The organism is Streptomyces sp. NPDC001137 (genome assembly GCF_040298885.1).
Taxonomy (GTDB): domain Bacteria; phylum Actinomycetota; class Actinomycetes; order Streptomycetales; family Streptomycetaceae; genus Streptomyces.
In genome coordinates this window covers 181,447-205,636 of record NZ_JBEPBA010000009.1, presented here as the reverse complement: position 1 = coordinate 205,636, position 24,190 = coordinate 181,447, and the positions used below count along the sequence as shown (strand labels likewise).

The window sequence follows — 24,190 nt, the reverse complement described above, 5'->3', positions numbered from 1 at the left end:
CTATGTTGACGTTTTTCAATCCAAGGCGCAAGGTTGCATCAACGAACGTCAATACAAGCCGTTCCGGGCCTGTGCTGCGGCCCGTCACCTGGGAGTGAATCATGAGCGAGCAGACCACCACCGACCTGCGCGAGACCGTCCGCCAGCGGTACGCCACGGCGGCCCTGAAGGTCACCGACGGCAACGCCGCCTGCTGCGGACCTGAGCCGGTCGAGATCGACGACAACTTCGGCTCCACCCTCTACGCCGCCGACGAGCGCGACGCCCTGCCCGCCGAGGCCGTCGCCGCCTCCCTCGGCTGCGGCAACCCCACCGCCGTCGCCGAACTCCGCGAGGGCGAGCGCGTGCTCGACCTCGGCTCCGGCGGCGGCATCGACGTCCTGCTCTCCGCCCGCCGCGTCGGCCCCACCGGCAGGGCGTACGGGCTCGACATGACCGACGAGATGCTCGCCCTGGCTCTCGCCAACGCCGCGAAGGCCGGCGCAACGAACGTCGAGTTCCTCAAGGGCACGATCGAGGCGGTCCCGCTGCCTGCGAACACCATCGACGTCGTCATCTCCAACTGCGTGATCAACCTGTCCACCGACAAGCCCGCCGTCTTCGCCGAGACCTTCCGCGTCCTCAAGCCCGGCGGCCGGATCGGCGTCTCCGACGTCGTCGCCGACGACACCCTCAGCACAGAACAGCGAGCCGAGCGCGGCGACTACGTCGGCTGCATCGCCGGCGCACTGTCCTTCGCCGAATACCGCGCGGGTCTGGAAGCGGCCGGGTTCACGGACATCGAGATCACCGCGACCCACCAGGTTGCCGACGGCATGCACTCCGCCATCGTCCGGGCCACCAAGCCGGTGGCGGCAGTCGTCCGGACCGAGGTGCCGGAGTCGGCCGATGGCTGCTGTGGAGTGAACGCGTGTTGCACCCCGACCGAGACATCCGCCGACCCCGCCCTGAGCGTCACCGAGGCCAAGGACGCCTCCGGGTGCGGCTGCCAGGGCTGACGTGGCGGCGGCTGCGGGTCCGCCAACGTCCGAGCCTGCCGCCTGGCGTTACCGGGGCAGGGTCTGGGTGACGCGCCACAGCCGGCGCGGCAGGTCGCCCTCCTCGAAGGCGTGGACCTCCTCCAGCGTCCAGCCGTCGGCGAGGGCGTCGACCAGGGCGCGGTCGAAGAAGTGCACGGCGAAGCCGCCGTGTTCGAAGATGTCATCCCCGCGGGCGGTGCCGGCGCCGTAGTGGGCGTCGCCGGTGTGCCGGACGGTGTAGACGAAGACACCGCCAGGCCGCAGTACGCGCCGTACCTCGCCGACCAGGGCGTGGATCTCCTTCGTGGACAGGGCCATGCACAGCAGCATGTGCGCGAAGACCGCATCCACCGACGCGTCCGGCATCCGCAGCGGGTCCCGCACGTCGTGCACGGCGGTGGTCACCCGTTCGGCCACCTCCAGCCGCTGGGCAGCGTCGCGCAGCTGCTCCAAGCCCGTGACGGAGAAGTCGGTGGCCTGGACGGTGAAGCCCTCGCGGGCGAAGTGCAGCGCATCCCGGCCGTGCCCGGCGCCCAGCTCGAGCACGTCCCGGGCGCCGATTGCGTGAAAGACCGCGGCGGCATGGACGGCCGGAGTAGACGGCTCGGCCCCGTACATGCCGGGATGGGCGGTGTAGGTTTCCTGCCAGTGCTCCCGCTGGGCATCGGCCAGGTCCTGCCCGTCGTCCGTCATAGACGTCATCCTCTCCTACTGGCGAAGCGAAGCGCAGGCCGAAGATCCGGCTTGCATCGGGGCCCTGGCATCCCTCACCGGTCGTACACAGCCGAGCCCGCCATCGCCCGAATCAGCGACGGTGCCACACCTGTTGCACTCGATACTGGGTCGGGTGAACCCCGCCGGATCGCCGCTGTACCTTGCCGCGCAGTTCTCCGCGTCAGGGCCGGCGGGAGTGGGATGACGGCTCCGACTGCGGGGCGCCTTCGCGCTGTTGGGCAGAGACCCAGTACAGCTCCTGGGAGATGGTGATCAGTTCCTTGCGCTCCTCACGCGATCCGACCATCGGCTGTGAGCCGTTGAGCGGGACCTGTGCGGTCTCCGGCAGGAACTTCACCGTCGCCAGGCCGATCACCCCGGCCAACATCAGGTAGTAGGCGGGCATCATGTCGTCGCCGGTGACGTTGATCAGGGCTTCGGTGACGAGCGGGGTGGTGCCTCCGAACGCCGCGACCGCGATGTTGAAACCGATGCCCATCGCGGCGTACCGGACAGCTGTCGGGAAGAGCGCCGGCAAGGTGGCGGCACTCGGCGCCGCGAAGCAGGCAAGAAGCGTGGAGAGGATCAGCACGCCGAAAATCGGCGGCCACGTCCCGGACATCTTGATCAGCAGGAAGGACGGCACAGCGAGCACGATCATCGCGGCCGCCGAGACCCCGTAGACGGGACGCCTGCCGATCCGGTCGCTGAGGCGGCCGATGAAGGTGATCAGCACGACGATCCACACCATGCCGGTCAGGACCAGCACGTCGGCCGAGCTGCTGGAGCGGTTCAGCGTCTCCGTCTGATACGTCGGCAGGAAACCGGTGACCATGTAGTTCGTGACGTTGTACAGGAGCACCAGCCCCATGCAGATCAGCAGCGGCCGCCAGTACTTCGTGACGATGGATTTGAGCTCGCTGCCCGCCGACTTCTGGGCCACGCTCTTCTCGTGCTCATCCAGCTGCTGCTGGAAGGCCGGCGACTCCTCCAGCTTGAGCCGCATGTAGAGGCCGATCACACCCAGCGGTCCCGCGATCAGGAACGGCAGCCGCCAGCCCCAGGCCAGCATCTGATCGTCGGTGAGCGCCAGGTTCAGCACGGTCACCAGTGCGGAGCCGAGTGCGTAGCCCACGAAGGTGCCGAAGTCGAGCCAGCTGGAAAGGAATCCGCGGCGCCGGTCCGGTGAGTACTCGGCCACGAACGTGGTGGCGCCGCCGTACTCGCCTCCGGTGGAAAACCCCTGCACCATCCGGGCGACGAGCAGCAGGATCGGCGCGGCGATGCCAATCGTCGCGTAGCTGGGGATGAGACCGATGGCGAAGGTGCCGATCGCCATCATGATCATGGTGGTGGCCAGTACCTTCTGGCGGCCCAGGCGGTCGCCCAGAGGGCCGAAGACCAGACCGCCGAGTGGCCGCACGACGAACGCGGCCGCGAACGTGGCGAAGGACGAGACGACCTGCGCGCCCGGAGAGGCTCCCGGGAAGAAGACCTTGCCGATGGTGGCGGCCAGGTAGCTGTAGACGCCGAAGTCGAACCACTCCATGCAATTGCCGAGCGCCGAGGCGCCGACCGCGCGGCGCAGCAGCGGCGGCTCGACGACCTGTACGTCGTCAGTTCGGAAGGCGTACTTCTTGCGCCGCAGCCTGCGCGTGAGCTCCTCGCGCACCTGCCGGGGCAGTTCCGCGACCGCCTTCGACACCTGCGCCGGCCTCGGATCGGACCCTCCGTCGGACACGGCACCGGCCACGTTTCCATCCTCTCTCCACCATATGCAGCTTCGCTGAGGCGAATTCTGCGGCAGGCCCGAGCCCGCCGCATGCCAGGCTTCTGCCCGTGGTCGTTGAGGTCACACGTGTGGGATCGCCGACCCGGAGGGGGATACCGGGCACCGCCCCTGGCGCCTTGCCGTGGCACAAAGGGCCGGGTCCGGGCCACACGGAGTCCGGCTCAGAGGGCGTGGGCGCCGTGGCGGAAGAGCCATTGTGAGCTGGGTGTGGCCCTCCTCGTGGGACGCGTTGAACTGCCAGTCTGGTGATGGTTACCTGTTTGAATTTCTGCTGCGTTCCCCGCCGCAGCCACCGCCGACCGGGGCTCCCGCGGGTTCCGGCTTTACTGGTGTGTGAGCACGCGGAACATGTTGCCGTCGGGGTCGGTCAGCAGCACCGCGCCGTCTTCGCCGTGGGCGGAGTCGAGACGTTTGGCTCCGAGGAAGAGCAGACGCTCGACCTCCTCCTGCTGATCGCCGTCCGGTGCGAGGTCGAAGTGCAGGTCCTTGCCGGGGTCCGGCATCAACGGCGGACCGCCCCACGTGATCTTCGTTCCGCCGTTCGGCGACTGGATGGCGGTCTCCTCGTCCTGGTCCCAGACCAGCGGCCAGCCCAGCGCCTCGCTCCAGAAGTAGCCCACGGCCTGCGAACCATCGCAGGCGAGCGCTCCGATGAAGCCACAGCCGGAGAGGAACCTGTTGCCCGGCTCGATGACACAGAACTCGTTGCCTTCGGGGTCGGCGAGCACCACATGGGACGCGTCCGGTCCCTGACCGACGTCGGCGTGCTGCGCGCCAAGGTCGAGCGCCCTGGCCACCGTCTCCTGCTGATCCTCCAGGGAGGAGCTGGTCAGGTCGAAGTGCAGCCGGTTCTGGGCGACCTTCTGCGCCTGGGTGGGACGGAAGCCGAGGCGGTAGCCGGCGTCATTCCCGGACATCAGGGCGACGCCGTCGTAGGAATCGTCGGCTCTCGCCAAGCCCAGGACCCCGGACCAGAAATGCGCCAGGCGCTCCGGCTGGTGCGCGTCGAAGGAGAGTGCGATGAGTCGGCTGGTCATTCCGCCACGCTTCCTGGGTCCGTTGAGTGCCAACTGTCGTCAGGGCGCCATGTCAGCGCCTCAAACGAGGATAGGCACAGCTCTCCTGCGTCGAAGTGCTCCTTTTACCGTGACGGTGGAGGAGGCGGTGTCGATGGTGTCGCTGATCGAGGAGTTGGAGGCGCGGGAAGCCGCGGCCCGGGTGCGAGTCGAGGAACTCGAGTCCCCCATCGCGGAGTTGACGGTGCGCCTGGAGGCCGAGCGGGAGGCGTGGTCCCGGTTGCAGGTGACGCGGGCGACGGTGGCCGAGGTGGTCGCGGAGATGTCCGGTTCGGACGGGGCATCGGTCGCGGAGCAGCCCGTGGAGCCGGCGGCGGTGGCCAGCCGGTGCGAGTGGTCGGGGCGATCATGGTGCCGCACTGACGGGAGGTGCTGTCGCTGGATGCGCTGCCGGATGTGTACCGGGCCATCGTGGAGGTGATGGCGGACGCGTCGACTCCAATGCAGGCGAAGCAGATCGTGCCGCGGATCGGGCTGCCGTCGGTGACGGCGAAGATCGAGGGGACGCGGGGGAAGCTGAAGCGGCTCCATGGGCGCTTCCCAAACAGCCGAACGCATCGCATGGACGCCCTACTCCCGCACGGCCATCGCCATCGCGGAGGCGCGGTCCGAGCAGAACGGCTCCGAGCACATCGACTGCGACGACCTGCTGATCGGCCTTGCCCAGGTCGGTCGCTGATTGGCCGCCAACGTCCTGACCGAGGCCGGCTTCGACCCGGCCGCCCTCAACGCCACGACGGCGGACACCCACTCATCGCAGAACGGCTCACCAGTATGCGCATCACCAGGACGGCCAGGGCGCCGACGGCGGCGTAGGCAACCAGTACGGCGGGGCCGGCAGTACGGCGGGTCCGGCCTGGCGGATGGCGCTGCCGCTGCCGACGAAGAGCCCGGCGCCGATGACTCCGCCGATCGCGATCATGGACATCTGCCGGTTGCCCAGCGCGCCGCGCAGTGGGGTGGAGCCGTGGGTGTGAGCGGAAGGTTTCACAGGGTTCCTGACCTTGGGGAGAGGGGCGGGAACCACACGATATGCAATCAGAATTGCAGGATTTAGTATTGCTGCAATTGAATTTACGCCACGGGTTGCGGCAAGCGGGTCCGCGTGAGCGGCCGGCGCAGCCCCACCGGCAGGAGGTCGGAGGATGGCGGCAGGCATCCGTGAGCAGGAACTCGCCGGGCTGCGGTGGCTGGTCGTCTCCGGGGAGCGGACGGAAGTGTTCCGAGCCCTGGGCCGGGCAGCACCCGCCGAGGTGCACGCCGTCCAGGACGCCCTGCCCGAACGCTCCGCGCTGCGCCGTTGGGCGGCGACCGAGCGGGGGCGGAGGCGGGTCGGCCGACTGCTCGACGCCACGCACGCCGCGTGCGGGCGGCAGTTGGCCGAGCTGCGCGCCCTCGCCGCCGGCGCCGGCGCGGACTTCCACGATCTGCTGCTGGCCAACCTCCGCGGCGACCTCGGGGTCGACGACGGCACCGGCTGCACGGACCTCGGCTCGCGCCGGACGCGTTCGTACGTCGCGCACAACGAGGACGGGGCGCCCGCCCTCGACGGCCGGCTGCTGCTCACCCTGCTCGTCGACGAGGATGTGCCGGTCACGGTCCAGTGGTATCCGGGCTTCCTGCCCGCCAACACCTTCACGGCCACCGGCCACGGCCTGGTCTGGGGCATCAACCACGTCCAGGCGACGCGTCCGGCTGACGCCCCGGGACGGCATTTCGTCGCCCGCGCCCTCCAGCAGGCCCCGACCCTGGACTCCGCCGTCGACCACCTGCGCACCCGCCCCTGCACTGGCACACCAACCACCTGCGCCACCTGCCCGACCCGGCCGACGCGCCCAGCGCCGCCGAGGACGCGAACGACGGCGCGCGGGCGGCACACAGCCTGGGCCAGTTCGAGGAGAGCGTCGCCCGCGGCAAGGTCCTGAGCGGTCTGCCGGTCCCCGCCGACGACCCCGGCGCGCAATGGTTCCTGGACGCCCTCACCTCGGCGCCGCTGCCCCAGGGGGTGCACCGCACGGCCGCGGGCACCGACCCGCTGATGACCCTGTGCTCAGTGGTGGCCGACCTGACCGACGACCGGATCACGGTGCGCGGACCGGTCGGGAAGAGCGCCGAGATGGCGCTGTCGGACTTCTCGCAGGGGCGTGCCGGCGCCGCCACCGGGTGACCCCGCGACCGCGGCACGGCCGCTCCGGGAGAGAATTCCTCGTATGGCCACAGCATCGCGGCGACCTCCGCAGACCTACGACGCGCTCGTCGCCACACTCCACAACCCGGCGACGTCGCTGACCCGCTCCCAGCGGCTCCTGGCCGAGCGCGTCATGGCCGACCCGGAAGGCGTGGCGTTCATGACCATCTCGGAGCTGGCGTCCGCCGTCGGTGTCAACGAGGCCACCGTGGTGCGCTTCGCCACCAGCCTCGGCCTCGAGGGCTACCCCGGGCTGACCAGACTGTGCCGGGAGCACCTGCGCGAACAGGTGCACCTGCTACGCCGCTACGACAACCTGGAGCAGCTGGGCGCCGACGGCGGAAACCTGCTCGAACAGGCAGCCGCGGCGGAAGGGGCCAACATCGCCCGCACCTTCGCCCGGATCAACCCCGAAACCTGGCAGGCCGCCGTCAAGGCGCTGGCCGAGGCGCCCCGCGTCCACGTCATGGGCCTGCGCAAGTGCCACGCCCCGGCCTATCTGCTCGGCTACCTGCTGCGGATGCTGCGCGAGGACGTCGAAACCGTCACGCTGGGCACGGGCACACTCACCGACGACCTGCGCCGGGTCCGGGAGGGCGACTGCTTCGTGACCATCGCGATCCGCCGCTACAGCGCCGAGACGGTGCGGGCCGCGGCCTGGGCCCGAGCACGCGGAGCCCGCTGCGTGGCGCTGACCGACAACCCCTCTTCACCGCTGGCGTCCTCGGCCGAGCAGGTCTTCTTCGTCGATGCCTCCAGCCCGTCGGTGCTGCGCTCGCTGACCGCGTTCACCGCACTGGTCCAGGCGCTCGCCACCGGGGTCGCCCAACTGCGCGGGCACCAGGTGCGTTCGACGTTGCTGCAGGAGGAAGAACTGCTGGAGGAGTTCGGCGCCTACGTCCCGGAGTCGCCCCAGCCGTGAGCCGCCGGGCCGGCGCCGCACACCGTCCGCGGCCCGCCCGGCGGCAGCCCGCCTCAGCCGCGTGCCGTCAGCGCGGCGAGCGCCCCGCGCAGGTGCTCCAGGGAGGCCGCGATCCACGGCAGCCGCAGCGGGTCGTCGCTGCGCAACGCCTCCCAGCGCTCTGCCTCGGACTCCCCGTACAGCAGGCTGGTCGCCACCCGGGCGCGCAGTCCGCCGACCGCGTCCCCGAACGCCTCACCGGCGAGCACACCGACCCCGTGCTCCTCCAGCAGGGCCGCGGCCAGCCCCGCACCGGTGTCGATGCCCCGGGCGGCGAGCACCGGCCGTATCGGCTCGAAGTCCGGGTAGAGGTAGAAGCCCGCCTCGGGACGGCGGCAGACCGCACCGGCCGCCGTGAACTGCTCGTACACCGCCGCTGCGACCGTGGCATGCAGCCCGCGCGTGGCATCGATGTGGGCCAGCACCTCGGGGGGATCCTGCAGGATGTGCGTGGCGGCGGCCTGCATCGGCGCGGCCAGGCTCGACCACACCTCACTGGCCACCCCGACAAGCTCGCCCATCAGCCGCTCGCCCCAGGGACCCGACGGCACCCGGGCGAACCCGATGCGCCAACCGCCCAGAGCCATCGACTTGCTCAACCCGCTGGTGACCACGGTGCGTTCGGGCAGATAGTCGAGGGCGCTGGGAGCCTTGCCGAAGTGGCACACCTCGGCGTAGATCTCGTCGCAGACCACTGCGAGACCATGCCGCTCGGCGATCTCGCAGACCGCACGCAGGTGCTCCTCGCGGGCGATCGTCCCCGTGGGATTGTCCGGCACCGTCACCACCAGGACGCCGGGGTTTGCCCCGGCCGCGCGGGCGTCGGCCAGCGCCTGCTCCAGCAGGGCCGGGTCCGGAACGCCGCCCGCCTCCGCGGGAATCGGCACGCTGATGGTCTTCTTGCCCACCAGTGCCGTCTGGGCCGCATAGCTGACCCATGCCGGGCACGGCAGCACCACGTCCCCCGGCAGCGCGGCGAGCAGCGCGAACAGCAGCGCCTTGCTGCCGGGGGCGAACAGCACCTGCTCGGGTTCCGTCTCCACTCCACGCCGGCCGAACCACCCGGCAGCGGCCTCGCGGGCCTCCAGCGACCCGACGACGGCCCCGTATCCGTTGCGCCCGGCCGCCGCCGACAACACCTGCGCGACCGAATCCGGTACTGGCAGCCCCGCCTCGCCGAACCCGAGGTGCAACACCCTCTCCCCCGCCGCCCGGCGGGCCCGGAGTGTCTCGTTGATGGCCAAGGTCGCCGAATGCATGGTCACGGCGCCCCACTAGCATGCCGTCGACGATCCGTGCCACGCTCGGCCGCACCGTCGGCCGAACCGTCCGCTGCCGGGTTCGCGCCCCGGGCGCCGGTCCTGCGGCGCGGGCGAGGTCGTACAGGTACGTGCGCTCGGTGTCGTCGAGCCGCAGGGCGTGGGCGAGGGCGTCCAGCACGCTGTCGGAGACTCCTTTGAGGTTGCCGCGCTCAAGGCGTGTGTAGTACTCGACGCTCACCCCGGCGAGCAGGGCGACCTCACTCCGGCGTAGACCGGGCACTCGCCGCTGGCCGTACGCCGGCAGACCCGCCTGCTCGGGCGTGATCTTGTCGCGTCGGGAGCGGAGGAATGCGCTGACTGCGTCCCGGTTGTCCATGAGGACAGGCTAGGCGGGCCGCGCGACGGGTGGGGGGCCCTGCCAGTACCTCTCACAGCAAGGACTCCCCCGTCACGGCCGTCTCCCGTTGCATGGTGCGTGCCCCGATCACCCCGGGGCGCGACCGGTGCGAGGAAGCACACGTCCCGGTCGGCCGACCTTTCCCGTACCGAGTTCCGCATGAGGGCTTGAGTACCTGAACAAGACTGAAAGGGCACACACGATGAGCACTCAGACCGAGACGGTGACGGAGAGTCCTGCGGATGTCGTGCGCGGGCTGTATGACGCACTGGGCAAGGGCGACGTGCCGGGCGTCCTGGCCAAGCTCGATGCCGACGTGATCGTCGACGAGCCGAACCAGCTCCCCTACGGCGGCGTGCACCAGGGCCGCGAGGTGTTCGTGGAGTCGATCCTGGGCGCGATGATGGGCTACGCCAACGTCGCCATCACCGATGCCAACGTCTTCGAGGGCCCAGCCGGCGTCGTCGGAACACTCACCGGAACGTTGACGGCCCACACCACCGGTGAAAACTTCCCGCTGACCATGGTCGAGATCCACCAGGTCGAGGACGGCACGGTGCGCAAGATCGACGTCTACACCAAGAACCCCCACGAACTCGCCGCGTTCTACGCGCGCGCCGAGGCGGGCACCCGCTGACGACGACACGCTTCACAGTCCGGCCGAGTTGCCTCACAACACGCGAGCAGCTCGGCCGGCTCATGCCCAGGCCCGGGCCGTCGCATCGACGCCCCTCTTGCCGGCATCAGCGATACCGCGGCCGGCCACTCGGACTGCGCGCGTGGCCTCAAGCCGACTCGAAACCGTAGTCGGCAGTCCGCTGATGCCGACGGCGAGGGCGACGACCGCGTTCTGTTCGTCGGCGTGCCGGTCGCGGCACTGGCGGCGGACGCGGCGGACGCGGGCGAGGACCGAGGCAATCCGGGCCAGCGTGGCGGTCGGCTGCCCGGAGTGCGGAATGCTCTGGACGCTCGGAGTCGAACGTCCAGTCTCGGCAACGTACTGCTCTCCCCGCTGCCGAAACCAGGCCTGGAATGGGCGGCGCACACAGCCGCGCGGGGTGTGAGGCCGGACGTCCGACGGTCATGAGGCCACTCCACGCGCCGGGACCGCACGCCCTCTCCGACGGCCTCCGGTCATCTGACGGTGCGAAGTGATGGGCCGCCAGGGCAAGTTGACGTCACATACAGGACGCCGCACCCGGGCCCGGAGCGGTGGTGTCCGGATGCCCGCGATGATCGGCAGTGTGACCCGGGAACGCTACGGCGAGCTGGTCAAGCGGGGGCGGGACTGGGTCGCCACCATGAACAGCGCCCAGTGGCGGCCCGGCGCGCGGCCTTGAGATCGAACCGATGCGCTCATATGGGGGTGCGCATTGCCGAGCTCCCGCCCGATCGGATAGATCGAGCGGGATCTCGGCGCTTCCGGGGGTTGCTCAAGGTGGTGTCCGAACGTGAGCGCCGGTTGAGGCGATTGTCCGGCAGGCCCCGGCCATCGCTTTCGACTACATGACGGTCCGATTCGAGCTGGCGTGGAGGGAGCCGAGCAGGTCAAGGGCCTGGGCGCCGGGGCTGCCGGGTTCGGCCTGGTAGATGACGAGTTGCTGGCCCGGAGCGTCGCGTACGTCGAAGGCCTGGTAGGTCAGGGTCAGGGGTCCGACGTCCGGGTGGAGGAAGTGCTTGGCGTCCTGGGTCTTGCCACGCACGGCGTGGGAGTCCCACAGGCGGGTGAAGTCCGCGCTGTGCTCGGTGAGGGTGCGGACGAGTTCGCGCAGCCGTGGGTTGTCCGGGTCGAGGCCGGCCGCCTGGCGCAGGTGGCACACGGTGGCCTGTGCCGTGTGGCTCCACCGGGTGTAGAACTGTCGGCCTACCGGGTCGAGGAAGGCCATGCGGGCCAGATTGTCCGCCTGCTCGAAGGGTGAATGCAGGGCCTCGGCCAGGGCGTTGGTTGCCAGGAGGTCCAAGGTCCGGTTGATGACGAACGCCGGGGCGCCCGGGTAGCCGTCCATCAGCTGGCGAAGGGCGGGACTGACGCGGTCCGTGGTGTGGGTGAACTGGTTACTTGGCACGGTCCCGGCCAACTGGTGCAGGTGCGCGTGTGCGTCGGGGCCCAGTCGCAGGGCGCGGCCCAGTGCGTCGAGTACCTCGGCCGAAGGGTGGCGTTCGCGCCCCTGTTCCAGGCGGGTGTAGTAATCCGCGTTCACCCCGGCCAGGACGGCGACCTCCTCGCGGCGCAGTCCACTGACTCTGCGCACGCCGTAGCTCGCCATGCCGACGTCCTGCGGCCGCACGGCTGCCCTGCGTGCACGTAGGAACTCTCCCAGGTGGTTGTCGGTCATGCCCCCAGGCTAGGCCGCTGGGCCGACATGCTGCCTGGGTGTGGCGCACCCAGGCAGAACACGTCCTGGTCGGCGGTCTTCGACCTGTCCAGACTCGGTCGGGCAGGACAGATCCGCACCCATGGACAAGGAGAGTCCGCCATGACAGGGAACACGCAGGACGGCAACGCCGACGTGGTCGGTATGTGGGTGACCGCGGACGGTCACATCCGCCAGGAGTTGCGGGCGGACGGCCGGTACGACGAGGCCCGCGGTAACCGGCGCAGCGCGTACACAGGCCGCTACACGGTGACCGGCAGCCACCTCGATTACGTCGACGACTCCGGGTTCACCGCGACGGGCGACATCCGCGGTGGAGTGCTCTACCACGAGCACCTCGTGCTCTACCGAGAGGGAAAGCAGGCATGACAGACACAGCCAAGGTCGTGGCAGTCACCGGGGCAAGCAGCGGCATCGGAGAGGCGACCGCCCGTCGGCTTGCCACCGACGGCCACAGCCTGCTCCTGGGAGCACGGCGAACCGATCGTCTCGATGCGCTTGCCAAGGAGATCACCGCCGCGGGCGGCACCGCGGCGTTCCAGCGGTTGGATGTCACGGATGCCGCCGATGTCCGGGCCTTCATCTCCGCCGCCCGCGAGCGCTACGGCCGAGTGGACGTGGTGGTCAACAACGCCGGAGTGATGCCGCTCTCGCCACTGGAAGCCCTGAAGGTCGACGAGTGGGACCGGATGATCGACGTGAACGTGCGGGGGGTCCTGCACGGTATCGCCGCCGCCCTACCCGCGATGCGCGCTCAGGGCGGCGGGCACTTTGTGAACATCGCCTCCGTCGGCGCGTACGAGGTCTCTCCCACCGCCGCCGTCTACTGCGCCACCAAGTTCGCTGTCCGCGCGATCTCCGAAGGACTACGCCAGGAGTCCACCGGGAACATCCGAGTCACCCTCGTCTCCCCGGGCGTGACCGAGTCTGAACTCGCCGACAGCATCTCCGACGCTGCAGCCCGGCAGGCCATGAAGACCTACCGCGCCGTAGCACTGCCTGCCGCCGCCATCGCAGACGCCATTGCCTACGCCCTTTCCCAGCCCCCGCAGGTCGACGTCAACGAAATCGTCGTCCGTCCCGCCGCAAGCGCCCAATGACCCGCGGTAGCACCAGAATGAGTTGCACGCGACAGTGTCGACTGCACCGGCGCTGAGCTGCACAAAGTGGACTCCACTCGCCTCGCGCTCGCCACGCGGGCACACCCCGGAGAAGCCGGCATCTCGGGTCGGCGCTAGACAAGTTGAGGGCGACGACCGGCTGGATCGAGACCGCGGTGGCCACCGGCCGGACCGATCTGGACGAGCCCCTCGCCCAGCTGTTGCGGGACCAGTAGCGATGGCCGGGCGAGGAGTACGCGCCCATGTCCGGGTGACGCGGCGCGCAAGGCGCCGATGGAGGCAAGGCCAGCCGGGGCAGCCCGGCCCAGTTGTGCCAGTCGACCAAGCGTCACGGCTTCTGGAGCGCGTTCTCCGAACCGGAACGCCCGGACACCCGCAGCGGTCCCAGGCACGCCGTCCGTGCCCGTGTCCGTGTCCGTGTCCGCGGACATGGGCACGGACGGCGGAAAGCAGGAGGCGTAGCCGTAGCTGAGTCAATCCGGCAACGACAACCCCTCCTGGTTGTCCTTCCGGCTGGGAGGGACGTCGGGCCGCGAAGTCACCGTGGCTGGTTGTGCAGTGGCGCCGCCACCCGGCAGCGCGGACACCTGAGTCCGGGCGACCACAACCATTTCCGCACCTCGCGGGTCAACCTGTGAAGCACGGCGGGTCGGGACCCTCCCGGCGCACGGGAAGGGTTCGGTCGGATGGCACGACGATCACGGGTACGCGCGGTCGCGACGGCGGCGGCGGGCGCGGTGGCGCTGGTGGCGGGGGTGTTCGGCACGGTTCCGGCCCGCGCCGACACGGCGGACGCCGCACGAGAGATGACGGTCAAGTTCGCCGAGCACGAGCTCTTCATCGGGACGGAGCCGCCGAGCGTGGCGCTGTCCTACCGGTGGAAGGTGGCCGGCGGGGGCACGGCACACCACGTCCACCTGACCGTCGACCTGTCCAAAGTGGCCGACTTCGCCGAGCCGGAACCGTCGGAGCACTGCGAGGGCAACCTCTGCACGCTGGACCTGGCATCCGCCACCTCGGACTTCCACGCCTTCAGGCTGGTGCCGAAGCCCGGTGCGGCCATCGGCAGCAGCGGCACCGTGACCGTCTCCGGCACGGCGTCGGACGCCACCGTCACCGGCGACCACCTGACCCTGACCAACGGCAAGACGCAGCTGAAGGTCAGCGCGTCCGCCGAGCAGCTGGACCAGGTGCCGGGCGACATGCTGACTTTTCCGCTCGACGTGTGGAACAACGGCCAACTCCCGGCGGCCAAGGGGGTGGAGCTGCGGATCGACACCACCGCCGGGCTGCACCTCCAGGGCCACTGGGCCAACTGCCGCGACGTGCCCGCGAGCGGCCGCGGGGGGCACATCGTGCGCTCGACCCTGTGCGACTTCCCCACCCCGGTGGAGCCCGGCCGGCAGTACGCGTTGTCCTCGCCGCTGCGCGTCAAGGTCGGCGACGAGGCCCTGCGCGACAAGATTTTCTACGAATTCACCCCGCTGAGCAGCGCCGCCCCGGCGAACGGCCCCGGGTCCCCGCTGACCCTGGTCCCGAAGGGCGCGATGCCGTCCGACGGGAACAGCGCCCCGTACTTCACCACCTACGTCAACAGCGTCAACCACGCCGACTTCGCCGTCACCGGGGACACCGTCACCGGGCGGCGCGGCGGTCACGCCACGCTGCACGCCACGGTGATCGACCGGGGACCGGCGGTGGTGGAGGACCTCCTCGACGAGGACGCATGGCTCCCGGTCCTCGTCAAGCTGCCGCCGGGCACGAAGGCCACGAAGATCCCGGACAACTGCCAGCCGCCGCCCACGGACGACGGGTCGGACCCCGGCCCCCGGATGGGCCGGTCCTCCTACCAGTGCGACTTCGGCGACCCCGCCCCGGGGGACAGACACGACTTGTCGTTCACCGTCGCTATCGGCCCCCGTACCCCAGCCGTCTCCACGGGCCAGGTCCGCACGCTGGAGGTCATGAAGGGGCTCGACCCCGACGCCTCCAACGACAGCGCGGCGCTGACCCTGCGGCTGGCGCAGGGCGGCTCCGCGGGCGGCGGTACGCCCAGCGGGCCCGGCTCCGGGGGCTCGGCCGGAGCGTCCGGCTCCGTTTCGGGCGGCCCTTCCGCAGGGTCCGGACCGCTGGCCGACACCGGATTCGGCGGCGGCGGGATCGTCTGGGCGGCCGGCGCGCTGTTGCTGGCCGGTGGTGTGGCCGTAGCGCTCTCCCGCCGGTCCCGCGGCGGAAACTGACACGTCGCCAGGTTGTCAGTACCAGTGCAGGGTGCATTGCCCGTCTTCTACGGAGAGCCGGCGATGGTGTGTACCACCGCCGGCTGCCCCGCGACTACGAAGCTCACGGTCCGCTCTGCCGCCACGATCTACCTTGCGCTGATCGCTCTGATGGCCAGCCCACTCACCAGAGATCCGCCCCAACCCGGCAAGGGCTCTAATCCCTCATCAAAACCGCATCTAGTGACGAAACATCAGGAGAAAAAGCTCTCTCAGGACCCTCCGCCCGCTTCGAACCCCGCGAAACGTGAGTTTTCCGTCATGGCCGACGGGCAACTTCACCTGGGAGCATGATTGCCCATCGGGTGGACGGGGGGAATGCGGGATGACCACTGCGCACAGACGGGTTCGTGCGGCCATGATCGTTGGGGCGGTGCTGGCGGCCGCCGGCTGTTCCGACGGGGGCGGTGACGACGCCGCCTCCAGCCCCTCCGCGACGACGACCGCGACGGCCCCGGCCACCACCCCTTCGACGGTCTCGCCCACCCCTGCGGTCAAGCCGTCAAACGCCTACCCCACAAACGCGGCCGGCTGCCATCCGAACGCGAAGTGGAAAACGGCGAAGGCGGTTGACTGGGTCGACTGGGGGCAGATCGGCACGCCCGCCCTGGGCCCGGGAGAGGTCCGGTTCCCCAAGTCCATACCCGGCTTCGACGGGCCCCTGTGCGGCCGGGTGACCGTCCAGGTCGAGTACTGGCGCGTCAACTACCGCCCGTCCAGCGCCACTTCGGCCGCCGACCCGCTTTCGAGGGAGGTGAACTACGACTACGTCCTGCAGTCCCTCAAGCGCACCGAACTGCACATCGACGGCCGCAAGGTCCACGATGTGAAGCCGCCGAAAGGCTTCGCCTCGGCCAAGGCCAGCTCCTGCGACGGTTTCCTGGAGGCGATCTACGTAGGCGCCCCGCTCAAGAACCGCGAACTGCCGACCAAGATCAGCACGGGCGACACGATCATCGGCGACGACGTCACCTTCCCCACCAAGCGCGTGGTCAACTACCACGTGTTCGCGCCGTCCGCGCCGCAGCTCTGCGACGACAACGGCGTCCCCACGGCGTCCCCCGCACCGTCCGGCTACCCGTCGTCCGGATTCGGGCTGCCCACGCCGTCCTACCCCTCCTTCGAACTCACCCCGAAGAGCTGAGCGACCGGGGGCTACGCCGGCAGGCGCGCCGGCGCGAAGCCGTCGTGGCCCTTGCTGCCCACCGTCTACAGCGCCGTGACCGTCTGCAGCGCCGTTCCGGTCAACCTCGGGTGGATGCCCATCAGTTCGATCACGGCACGCTGCCCACCCTGTCCGGCGTGGTGACCCTGGGCTGCCCGCGCTGGTGAGGCGGAGCGCCCACTCCAGGTACCGCGGGTTGTTGCTCTTGTCGGCGTCGATGACGACCCGGTCGAAGGGGGCCGGTTCTCGTCAGCGAGCTTGGGCAGCGAAGGCGAGAACGACTTGAGCGACACAGCCTCGGCTGGGTCTGCGCCTGGGAAGACGGCTCGCTGATCGGCTTCGTCAACGTGGCCTGGGACGGAGGAGTCCACGCCTTCATCCTGGACACGGTAGTCGCCCAGCACCGCAAGCGGAGCGGTGTTGGCGGCGCGCTGGTCGCAGCTGCAGCTCACGACGCTCGTGCCGCGAAGTGCGAGTGGCTCCATGTTGGCTTCGAGGAGCACCTTCGAGGCGAGAACCGGTATCAACAAGCCCTCACCAGACCCCCGCCTCAATCTTGGACAGCACCGAGAGTGACTGCACCACACAAGAAATGGCCCAGAGCTCTCGCAAAGTGACACAGCCATGCCGCTGCCCGGACCGGTGAGTCCGGGCAGCGGTGTGCCGTCTTGGGGTCAGGGCGTCAACTGCCAGCGTGCGATGTATCCGACGTCGATGGATGCCCGGTCCTGCACGCGCAGTTTCCAGGTGCCGTTCAGCGGCTGCGCGGAGGCGTCGACGGTGAAGGTCTGGTCGACGTTGTCGGCGGAGCCGCCGCTGCGGTTGAGCAGGGAGTAGACGGTGCCGTTGGGGCCGACCAGGTCGACGGTCAGGTCACCGCGGTAGGTGTGGACGATGTTGACGTAGACGGAGGTGGTCGCAGAGGCGTTGCCGTCGCGGCCGGTGATGGTGACCGGTGACTCCACGGCGGGCCCGTTGTCCGGTATGTCCACGCGGGTGGCGTTGGCGTACACGTAGGCGATCCGCCAGCTGAAGGTCTTCGAGACGGACGCTCCCGTGCTGTCGCTGACCTTGACAGTGACGTCGCCGGTGCCGAGCGTCGTCGGCGTGCCGGTGATCAGACCGCTGGGGCTGATGCTCAGGCCGTCGGGCAATCCGGTGGCCTCGTAGGTGAGTGTGGCTCCGGTGTTGGTGGTGTAGGCGTCGAGTTGAAGGCTGACCGCCTGGCCGATGCCGCTGGTCTGGTCGGCGATCGGGGCGAGGTTGACGCCGAGGGCGATGCGGTTGCCGACGTTGATCGCGGCCCAGGCGTCGGCGACGGCGAGGTAGGTCGGGCTGTAGGCGCCGAACAGGTCGGCGGCAGCCGACAGGGTGGCGGTGCGGGCCCCGGCGTAGTTGGTCGTCGAGGTCATGTAGGTCGTCAGGGCGCGGTACCAGATGGCGGCGGCGTTCTGGATGCCGATGCCGGTGACGGGCTGGCCGTCGTAGGTGGGACTGTCGTAGGAGACGCCGTTGACGGTCTTGGCGCCGCTGCCTTCGGAGAGCAGGTAGAAGAAGTGGTTGGCGGGGCCCGAGGAGTAGTGGACGTCGAGGCCGCCGAGGGAGGGGCTCCAACTGTCGGCGGAGGCACCGTCCTTGGAGGGCTTGTCCATGTACCGCAGCGGGGTGCCGTCGCCGTTGATGTCGATCTTCTCGCCGACCAGGTAGTCGCCCGGGTCGGCCGGGAGGTTCTCGTAGAACTCCACGGCGGCGGCGAAGATGTCGGAGGTCGCCTCGTTCAGGCCGCCGGACTCACCCGAGTAGTTCAGGCCGGCCGTGGCCGCGGTGACACCGTGGCTCATCTCGTGGGCCGCGACATCCAGGGCGGTCAGCGGGTGGTTGTTGCCCGAGCCGTCGCCGTAGGTCATGCAGAAGCAGGAGTCCTGCCAGAAGGCGTTGACGTAGTTGCTGCCGTAGTGGGCGCGGCTGTAGGCGGCGACACCGTCATTGCGGATCCCGTTTCGGCCGTACACCTGTTTGTAGTAGTCCCAGGTGGCCGCGGCGCCGAACGCGACGTCCACGCCCGCGGTCTGACGGTTCGACGGCAGGCCATTCCCCCAGACATCGTTGTCGTCCGTGAAAAGGGTGCCGGTGCCCGAGGTGCCCTGGTTGAGGTCGTACGTCTTGTGCCCGGCACGGTCGGGGTCGGTGAGCTGATACGTCGATCCCGACTGGGTCGTGCCCAGCGGGACCGTGCCGACGTACTGTCCGGTGCCGGTGCCGGTGTCCACCTTCTCGGCCGCCAGGAGCTGTTTGCCGGTGGTGGCGTCGGTGACGACCTGCAACTCGCTGGGGGTGCCGTCCCGTTGGACGCCTTCGACGACGCTCTCCCAGGCCAGGACGGGCTTTCCGGAGCCGGCCCAGATCACCAGGCGGGGCTTGCGCTCGACCTCGGAGCCCTTGACCCGGGCGCGCTTCGAGGCTGCCTCGGCCTTGTCTGCGGCAGCGGCTGAGTGGATCCTCGGGCTGAGCGAGGGCACGGCAAGGGCCGCCCGGCTCGGCCTGGTGACGGTGGTGCGACCGCTGCTTTCGTGGACGACGAGATCGCCGCCGAGGACGGGCAGGCCGGCGTAGGTGCGCTCGTAACGGGTGTGCGTGGTGCCGTCGGCGTCCGTGATGACGTCCTTGACGACGAGTTTCTCCTTGACGCCGAGGCCGATACGGCGTGCGGTGTCGGCGGCCGTGCTCTGGGCGTTCTTCAGCAGAGCGGTGCGGCGGGCGGGCGACAGGGACGCCGGCAGGGCACCGGCCCGGGGCTTGGCGGTGATCTTCGCGGGGCTCGGGTCGGCGGCGGGGGCGGCGGTGGCGTGGCCGGGAAGGGTCAGGGCGAGTAGAGACCCCAGGGAGGTGAGAGCGAGGGCGGCGCGTCTGCGCCCGGTAGGGGTGCGGTCTCGCAGGGGCAACGGTTTCTCCTTCGATATGACGGCCCATGGGGGCCGCGGGCGGCACAGAGCGGCAGAGGCGCCGGCCTGGAGGCTGCACGGCATGCGGGTGGAAGGAGGTGGGGGGTGAGGGTGGGGCTGGGGGTGACGCTGCGGGTGTACCGCGTGGTGAATCTGTCAAGGAATGGTGAACTTCCTGCAGAAGACTGACACCACACAGCCAAAGTGTCATGCGCCGGTCAAGTTATCGGCTGGAAATGGCTTTGGAGATCAGGCAAATCGGAACGGACGACGCCGATTTTCGGCCGCACCGGACGCGGGACCGTCGTCATCGTCGCGGATGTCGACGGGCGGAGACGCGCAGGGGGCGTCGACTGGGCGAACGGGGCCCAGGTGGTGCCCAGCCGTGGCAGGATGACCCCATGCTGATCCGAAAGGGCAATGCCGCGTAGGCATCCCAAGGCCGTCCGCGCACAGCGGTGGCGGCCACGATGGCAGTGCCCGGTCCTGAAGGTCCACGGCGTTTCCGCGCAAACTCGTGCAGCGATCCGCCGGGTCGAAGACCAAGAGATGTGGCCCAACGCGGTCGCCAACGCGCTCTCTCGTATCGAGTGGGCTTTCAAGCAGCCTGGCCGGTACCTGGATGCCTCCGCGTTCTGCTCGCCCGGGATAAACGATGCCCGGGATGACTTGGAGTGGGCGATGCGGCACCTTCCTCCGGGAGCCCAACGAGACCTGGGCCGACTGATCACGCGCATCGATGAGGAGTTCGAGCGCCGTACATTGCCAGAACCCCACTACATCGAGTTGGCGACGTGCGGCTGGTGGTGGACCAGAATGCGTGAACGCTGACGGACCTGGAGCTCGTGTACCTGCCCTCGAATCAAACGACACCGTCACCCTCCGCGACCTCCCCCCAGATCGATACTGCTGGCGGGGTGGCGCCTGGCGGGAAATGCCCGCCGCGTCGGACGATGCTGGTTCCGGCAGCGGTGAGAACGCGGGTGAGGCGGCGGGGCCGGTGTAGTCGAGCCGGCCCTGCCGCAGCACATGGTCCGCGACCACGAGGACCTCGCCGCTCGTGGTAGCTTCACGGCGGAGGCGCTCAGGTGCCGGCCCCGGACGAGATGTGCGCCGTACCCGGCCTGCCAAGACGACGCACTCAGGAGGCGTCATGGCCGCAGGCACATCCTTCATTGCTTTCGACAGCCCGGTCCCCCGGCCTCGCGAGTTGGACGTCCGCTGGATCCACGGCTCACCGTCGTCCAAGCACAACACCGACCCGGACATCCAGGTCTATGCGTACGACGAGCACACGGTCATCCTGCGGCAGAACATGGCGATCGACTACGAAGCGCCGTTCCTGTTCCTGCTGTTCGGCAACGCGCGGGCGGTGCTGATCGACACCGGAGCCACCGCGTCCACCGAGTTCTTCCCCCTGCGCCAAGTGGTTGACGAACTTGTCGAGGACTGGCTCGCCCGCCACCCCCGACAGGACTACCACCTGCTGGTGCTGCACACCCATGCCCACGACGACCACATCGCGGGCGACAGCCAGTTCGCCGACCGCCCCGACACCACCGTGGTCGACGCGGACCTCGCCACGGCCTGGAAGTACTTCGGATTCGACGAGGACGCCACCGCCGTGGCTCGGGTCGATCTGGGGGGCCGCACGCTCGAGTGCCTGGCCACTCCTGGACACCACGAGGCAGCGGTCACGTTCTACGACCCGTGGACCGGGATCCTACTCACCGGCGACACCGTCTACCCCGGCCGGCTCTACGTCCAGGACTGGTCCGCCTTCACCCGGACCATCGACCGCCTGATCGAGTTCTCCGAGCACAGACCCGTCACCCATGTCCTGGGCTGTCACATCGAAATGACCACCGAAGCGGGCGTGGACTACCCGGTCCGCACCACCTACCAGCCCCACGAACCCCCGCTGGAGATGACCACCGGCCACCTGCGCGAAATCCGCGCCGCGCTCAACGAGATCGGCGATCAACCCCGCCGACTCGCCTACCCGCTCTTCGTCATCTGCCCGGACGACTGAGCCACGCCCCAGGAGCACCGCCCGCCCGGCCGCAGCCAAAAGCCAGGTGACCGTGGAAGCCGTGCACGTCCTCGGCGACCGTCAAGGTGGGCCCCGCAAGAACCGTCCAGTAGGCCAGCGTGTCAGTGATTACGGCCTCGCTGACGAGGACGCCGACAGGTGCCCTCGGTGTGACCCTGCGTCAGGGGTGGGCGGGCCGATCGGCTGAGCACGGAACGGTAACAAAGCAATGATCATGTGTAGTTGAATGATTGCGCACCGTAGCATCGCTGCCCCGGGTCGTCGCGTTTGAAGTCCCGGTGGGGGCAGGGGGCGTTGTGACATTCCATTGTGGGGCGCGTTCACGGTGGGCCCGCGTCGTGGTGGCGGCCGGTGTGTGTACGGGGCTGCTCGGCGTACTGCTGACCGGCTGCTCGGCCGGCGGATCGCCCAACTCGGCAGAGTCGAAAGGCCCATCCGCGTCCGCGGCGGACAGCGCCACACCGTCGCCCTCCCTCACCGAACCCTCCTCCCCACCCGCGGATTCCCCTGCGGTCGAGACCGCGGCCCCTCCCCCGTCGCCCTCCACAACCGACACACCGCGGAGTGAGCCGACCGGTGCTTCCGCGCTGTGGGGAAAGCAGTACAGCGGGACAGCGCAGGTTACGGTCGATGTGTACGACTACTGCAGCGCCGATGGTTCACGGCGGTTCGCGGACACCAAGACGTACTCCATGAACACCACACTGAACCTCCACCGCCCGCGCTCCGGCGGGGGCGAGACCGAGGCCAACCCGTTTTCCTTGCTGCTCGCGGTGGGACAGCCTTCCGAGGCGGGAGCGGTCTCGTTCGGGTCGTCGGCCATCAGTACCGGTTCGAGCCAGGATCTGGCGGGGAACCCGCGTGACCCGGACCTGCTGCTCACCTATTGGGAGTTGGAGTGGGACGACGGCGAACTGAGCGGACGGCTCACCGCCCCCCACACCGAGCAGGCTGTCGCCCTCAACCTGCTCAACTGGCCCAATCTCGTCGTCCCCTGCCGCTCCGACCTCGGCGAACTGCCGGGCGGATACCCGCACGCCGTGGCCGAGGGCACGACGCTCGACGGAGCGGTCGACAGCGACAGCGCGGCCCTGACAGCGCAAGGCAGCACCGGCGACGGCCAGTTGGAGTTCCGCTTCGACTTCTCCGGGGCCTCGACGTGATCCGCGCGACGGGACGCACGGCGCACTCGGCGGCAGCGGGAGACGGAGGACATCGTGGCCGGTGACGACCTCGACCGGTGGGGTGTGCAGATAGCCCGATGGGCGGCACCTGACGAAACCGTTCTCGCCGCGCAGATCACCCGCGATTACGCCGCCGGCGGGAAAGCACGCAGGGAACTGTTCCGGACCGGCGGGCTCGCGCCCGGCGGGTTCGGCGGCGGAATCACTACCGTGCTGCCCGACCTGCTCGACGCCCTGGCCTACGCCGCCGACGCGGTGAAGGCAGCCCTGGGCAGCCAGCAGTTCGCCAATGCCGTCTCCGCAGCGGCGCTGATGGTCAGCCTGCGGGCGCAGCGCACCGGGCAGGAGCCGCGCCCACCGTCCCATCCCCCAGACACGCCCGCCGCCGACGAGCAGGCGCGAGGGGGCAACGGAGGGCCTACGAGTGCCCGCACCGACGAAGAGAACGCGGGCAGCCGCACCCCGAGCGCGCCGCCGCAGCCCTCCGGCGAGGCCGTGCTGGCCGCGTTGCGCATGTGCGGGCGGCTGCGCGCCCGGGGAATCGCTCCTGCCACCGCCGAGGAACTCGTAGCCCAGCTGACCGCCCAGCTGGTCGCCGCCGGGGACCGCGCCGGCGCCGCGGCCTTCCTCGACGCCCTGGTGGCGAACGAGCCTCCCGAACCGGCCGTACGCGGATCCCGACGCTTGCCTACCCCCGTGCACCGTCTGACCGGTGCGCTCTCGGGCCTGCTGCGCCGCCGCACAGCACCCGCAGCCGAGCCGATGCAGGGGAGGCCTCCCACGACCTCGGAGGAGACCAACGGCGCATGAGCCCGGCGCATCCCGGTCGCTCGGCCCAACCGGCACCCGGGCCCGCCGGCCGGCCCACACGGCTGTGGGGGCCTCCGCCCTGGCTCTGGCTGACCCTCGGACTGTTCGCGGGTCAGGTCCCGTTGCTGGTCGACTGGCTGGCGTGGACGGCGTCCTGGAGCGGCACCGAGCACGGCCGCGGCCCTGCCCTGCTGACGGTACTGGCACTGACCTTCGTGCAGCTGCTCCCCGCGGTCTTCCTCCTGGCCGGCGCGCTCTCCGTGGTCCCGCCCCAGCCACGCACCTGGTGGGTCGAGTGGCGCTACAAGCTGCAGTCGCCGGAGCACGAACCGGACGGCACACCGCACGTCTACGACCAGATGCGGCGCTTCCTCACCCTCCAGGCACCGAGCACCGAACTGCGGGTCACCGTGCGCCGCGACCTGCTCGCCCGTGTCTATCCCGGTGGTTGGCGCACCACACGAGTCGGCGTCTTCAGCCCGCTGGTCAGCCTGTGGGAGAGAGACCGGGAGGCGGCCGAAGCGGTCCTGCTGCACGAGATCGGCCACATCCGGTACGGCGAACAACATGTCGCCGGGCTCGGCAGCCCGTTCACCGGCCTGGTCAGGGTCTGGCCGTACGTCTTCGCGGTGTTCGGCCTGCTGCCCGTGGCGCTGCTGCTCGCCTCCGGGAACGCCGCCGCTCCCCTGCTGTCCGCTCAGATCGTCCTGGTGGTCCTGGCCGTGCCCAAGATCCTCCTGATCGTGGTCGGCGCTCTGTGGACGGCGGAACTGACCGCGGACCGGTATGCGGCCGGGACAGCCGCACCAACAGCGCAGCAGCGGGCACTGAACGCCCTGGCACAGTCCCCCC

The 24,190-nt window shown here is 69.8% G+C and carries 21 protein-coding genes, 4 pseudogenes and 1 riboswitch; of the genes and pseudogenes, 17 read left to right on the top strand and 8 right to left on the bottom strand.

Going from position 1 to position 24,190, the window contains the following annotated elements; all coding sequences use genetic code 11:
- Nucleotides 1-101 precede the first annotated feature (101 nt).
- Entirely contained in the window at nucleotides 102-998 is an 897-nt protein-coding gene (arsM, locus tag ABT254_RS20100) for an arsenite methyltransferase (protein WP_351471617.1), read from the top strand.
- Nucleotides 999-1,046: 48 nt separating this feature from the next.
- Here arsM and ABT254_RS20095 read toward each other — a convergent pair whose 3' ends face one another.
- The 3 genes from ABT254_RS20095 to ABT254_RS20085 form a co-directional block, all read right to left on the bottom strand.
- On the bottom strand, nucleotides 1,047-1,712 hold the full coding sequence (locus tag ABT254_RS20095; RefSeq protein ID WP_351471614.1) for a class I SAM-dependent methyltransferase: 666 nt from the start codon (nucleotides 1,710-1,712) through the stop codon (nucleotides 1,047-1,049).
- A 202-nt stretch (nucleotides 1,713-1,914) separates the two neighbouring features.
- Complete coding sequence (locus ABT254_RS20090) at nucleotides 1,915-3,486, bottom strand: MFS transporter (RefSeq protein ID WP_351471611.1); 1,572 nt, start codon at nucleotides 3,484-3,486, stop codon at nucleotides 1,915-1,917.
- A 362-nt stretch (nucleotides 3,487-3,848) separates the two neighbouring features.
- Entirely contained in the window at nucleotides 3,849-4,562 is a 714-nt protein-coding gene (locus ABT254_RS20085; RefSeq protein ID WP_351471608.1) for a VOC family protein, read from the bottom strand.
- A 109-nt stretch (nucleotides 4,563-4,671) separates the two neighbouring features.
- On the opposite strand from ABT254_RS20085, the gene ABT254_RS20080 reads away from it, so the two are divergent.
- Nucleotides 4,672-5,022 carry a hypothetical protein gene (locus tag ABT254_RS20080; RefSeq protein ID WP_351471605.1) on the top strand — a complete coding sequence of 117 codons (351 nt, stop codon included), beginning with the start codon at nucleotides 4,672-4,674 and terminating at the stop codon, nucleotides 5,020-5,022.
- Nucleotides 5,023-5,130: 108 nt separating this feature from the next.
- Nucleotides 5,131-5,280 (top strand): hypothetical protein, encoded by a 150-nt coding sequence (locus ABT254_RS20075; protein WP_351471602.1) that lies wholly within the window; start codon nucleotides 5,131-5,133, stop codon nucleotides 5,278-5,280.
- A 102-nt stretch (nucleotides 5,281-5,382) separates the two neighbouring features.
- Here ABT254_RS20075 and ABT254_RS20070 read toward each other — a convergent pair whose 3' ends face one another.
- On the bottom strand, nucleotides 5,383-5,592 hold the full coding sequence (locus ABT254_RS20070; RefSeq protein ID WP_502972001.1) for a hypothetical protein: 210 nt from the start codon (nucleotides 5,590-5,592) through the stop codon (nucleotides 5,383-5,385).
- Between the two features lie 154 nt (nucleotides 5,593-5,746).
- Here ABT254_RS20070 and ABT254_RS20065 point away from each other — a divergent pair, with 154 nt between their 5' ends.
- The 3 genes from ABT254_RS20065 to ABT254_RS20055 all read left to right on the top strand — a co-directional run bounded on the left by ABT254_RS20065 (nucleotide 5,747) and on the right by ABT254_RS20055 (nucleotide 7,711).
- The gene (locus ABT254_RS20065) at nucleotides 5,747-6,526 is read left to right on the top strand and encodes a C45 family autoproteolytic acyltransferase/hydrolase (protein ID WP_351471599.1); all 780 of its coding nucleotides are present in this window, start codon (nucleotides 5,747-5,749) and stop codon (nucleotides 6,524-6,526) included.
- A gap of 80 nt (nucleotides 6,527-6,606) precedes the next feature.
- On the top strand, nucleotides 6,607-6,768 hold the full coding sequence (locus tag ABT254_RS20060; protein ID WP_351471596.1) for a hypothetical protein: 162 nt from the start codon (nucleotides 6,607-6,609) through the stop codon (nucleotides 6,766-6,768).
- 43 nt (nucleotides 6,769-6,811) lie between these two features.
- Nucleotides 6,812-7,711 (top strand): MurR/RpiR family transcriptional regulator, encoded by a 900-nt coding sequence (locus ABT254_RS20055; RefSeq protein WP_351471593.1) that lies wholly within the window; start codon nucleotides 6,812-6,814, stop codon nucleotides 7,709-7,711.
- A 53-nt stretch (nucleotides 7,712-7,764) separates the two neighbouring features.
- Here the strand turns inward: ABT254_RS20055 and ABT254_RS20050 are convergent, their stop codons facing one another.
- Both ABT254_RS20050 and ABT254_RS20045 read right to left on the bottom strand, forming a co-directional pair.
- A complete protein-coding gene (locus ABT254_RS20050; protein WP_351471993.1) occupies nucleotides 7,765-9,009 on the bottom strand; it encodes a pyridoxal phosphate-dependent aminotransferase in 1,245 nt (414 codons plus the stop codon).
- Between the two features lie 19 nt (nucleotides 9,010-9,028).
- A pseudogene (locus ABT254_RS20045) lies at nucleotides 9,029-9,388 on the bottom strand (helix-turn-helix domain-containing protein); the annotation flags it as partial.
- Nucleotides 9,389-9,611: 223 nt separating this feature from the next.
- Between ABT254_RS20045 and ABT254_RS20040 the strand changes: the two are divergent.
- Nucleotides 9,612-10,046: a nuclear transport factor 2 family protein gene (locus ABT254_RS20040; protein WP_351471590.1), complete on the top strand. Its 435-nt coding sequence runs from the start codon at nucleotides 9,612-9,614 to the stop codon at nucleotides 10,044-10,046.
- Between the two features lie 865 nt (nucleotides 10,047-10,911).
- Here the strand turns inward: ABT254_RS20040 and ABT254_RS20035 are convergent.
- A complete protein-coding gene (locus tag ABT254_RS20035; protein ID WP_351471588.1) occupies nucleotides 10,912-11,745 on the bottom strand; it encodes a helix-turn-helix transcriptional regulator in 834 nt (277 codons plus the stop codon).
- Nucleotides 11,746-11,886: 141 nt separating this feature from the next.
- On the opposite strand from ABT254_RS20035, the gene ABT254_RS20030 reads away from it, so the two are divergent.
- The 6 genes and pseudogenes from ABT254_RS20030 to ABT254_RS20000 form a co-directional block, all read left to right on the top strand.
- A complete protein-coding gene (locus tag ABT254_RS20030) occupies nucleotides 11,887-12,153 on the top strand; it encodes an Atu4866 domain-containing protein (protein ID WP_351471586.1) in 267 nt (88 codons plus the stop codon).
- The gene (locus tag ABT254_RS20025; protein ID WP_351471583.1) at nucleotides 12,150-12,884 is read left to right on the top strand and encodes an SDR family oxidoreductase; all 735 of its coding nucleotides are present in this window, start codon (nucleotides 12,150-12,152) and stop codon (nucleotides 12,882-12,884) included. Before ABT254_RS20030 ends, ABT254_RS20025 begins: the two co-directional genes overlap by 4 nt.
- Nucleotides 12,885-13,024: 140 nt before the next feature.
- Nucleotides 13,025-13,120: pseudogene (locus ABT254_RS20020) on the top strand (DUF6192 family protein); the annotation flags it as partial.
- Nucleotides 13,121-13,591: 471 nt separating this feature from the next.
- Nucleotides 13,592-15,145, top strand: a complete 1,554-nt coding sequence (locus tag ABT254_RS20015) for a hypothetical protein (protein ID WP_351471580.1) — start codon at nucleotides 13,592-13,594, stop codon at nucleotides 15,143-15,145.
- 397 nt (nucleotides 15,146-15,542) lie between these two features.
- A complete protein-coding gene (locus tag ABT254_RS20010; RefSeq protein WP_351471577.1) occupies nucleotides 15,543-16,328 on the top strand; it encodes a hypothetical protein in 786 nt (261 codons plus the stop codon).
- A 293-nt stretch (nucleotides 16,329-16,621) separates the two neighbouring features.
- A pseudogene (locus tag ABT254_RS20000) lies at nucleotides 16,622-16,966 on the top strand (GNAT family N-acetyltransferase); the annotation flags it as partial.
- Nucleotides 16,967-17,023: 57 nt separating this feature from the next.
- On the opposite strand, the gene ABT254_RS19995 reads toward ABT254_RS20000, so the two are convergent.
- Complete coding sequence (locus ABT254_RS19995; RefSeq protein ID WP_351471574.1) at nucleotides 17,024-19,291, bottom strand: M4 family metallopeptidase; 2,268 nt, start codon at nucleotides 19,289-19,291, stop codon at nucleotides 17,024-17,026.
- A 1,074-nt stretch (nucleotides 19,292-20,365) separates the two neighbouring features.
- Nucleotides 20,366-20,433, top strand: a riboswitch (guanidine-III (ykkC-III) riboswitch).
- 11 nt (nucleotides 20,434-20,444) lie between these two features.
- Here ABT254_RS19995 and ABT254_RS19990 point away from each other — a divergent pair.
- The 4 genes and pseudogenes from ABT254_RS19990 to ABT254_RS19975 all read left to right on the top strand — a co-directional run.
- Nucleotides 20,445-21,323 (top strand): MBL fold metallo-hydrolase, encoded by an 879-nt coding sequence (locus ABT254_RS19990; RefSeq protein ID WP_351471571.1) that lies wholly within the window; start codon nucleotides 20,445-20,447, stop codon nucleotides 21,321-21,323.
- Between the two features lie 713 nt (nucleotides 21,324-22,036).
- Complete coding sequence (locus ABT254_RS19985; protein ID WP_351471568.1) at nucleotides 22,037-22,507, top strand: hypothetical protein; 471 nt, start codon at nucleotides 22,037-22,039, stop codon at nucleotides 22,505-22,507.
- A 54-nt stretch (nucleotides 22,508-22,561) separates the two neighbouring features.
- Nucleotides 22,562-23,338 (top strand): hypothetical protein, encoded by a 777-nt coding sequence (locus ABT254_RS19980; protein ID WP_351471566.1) that lies wholly within the window; start codon nucleotides 22,562-22,564, stop codon nucleotides 23,336-23,338.
- Nucleotides 23,335-24,168: pseudogene (locus ABT254_RS19975) on the top strand (M48 family metalloprotease); the annotation flags it as partial. The gene ABT254_RS19980 and the pseudogene ABT254_RS19975, both read left to right, overlap by 4 nt.
- Nucleotides 24,169-24,190 lie beyond the last annotated feature (22 nt).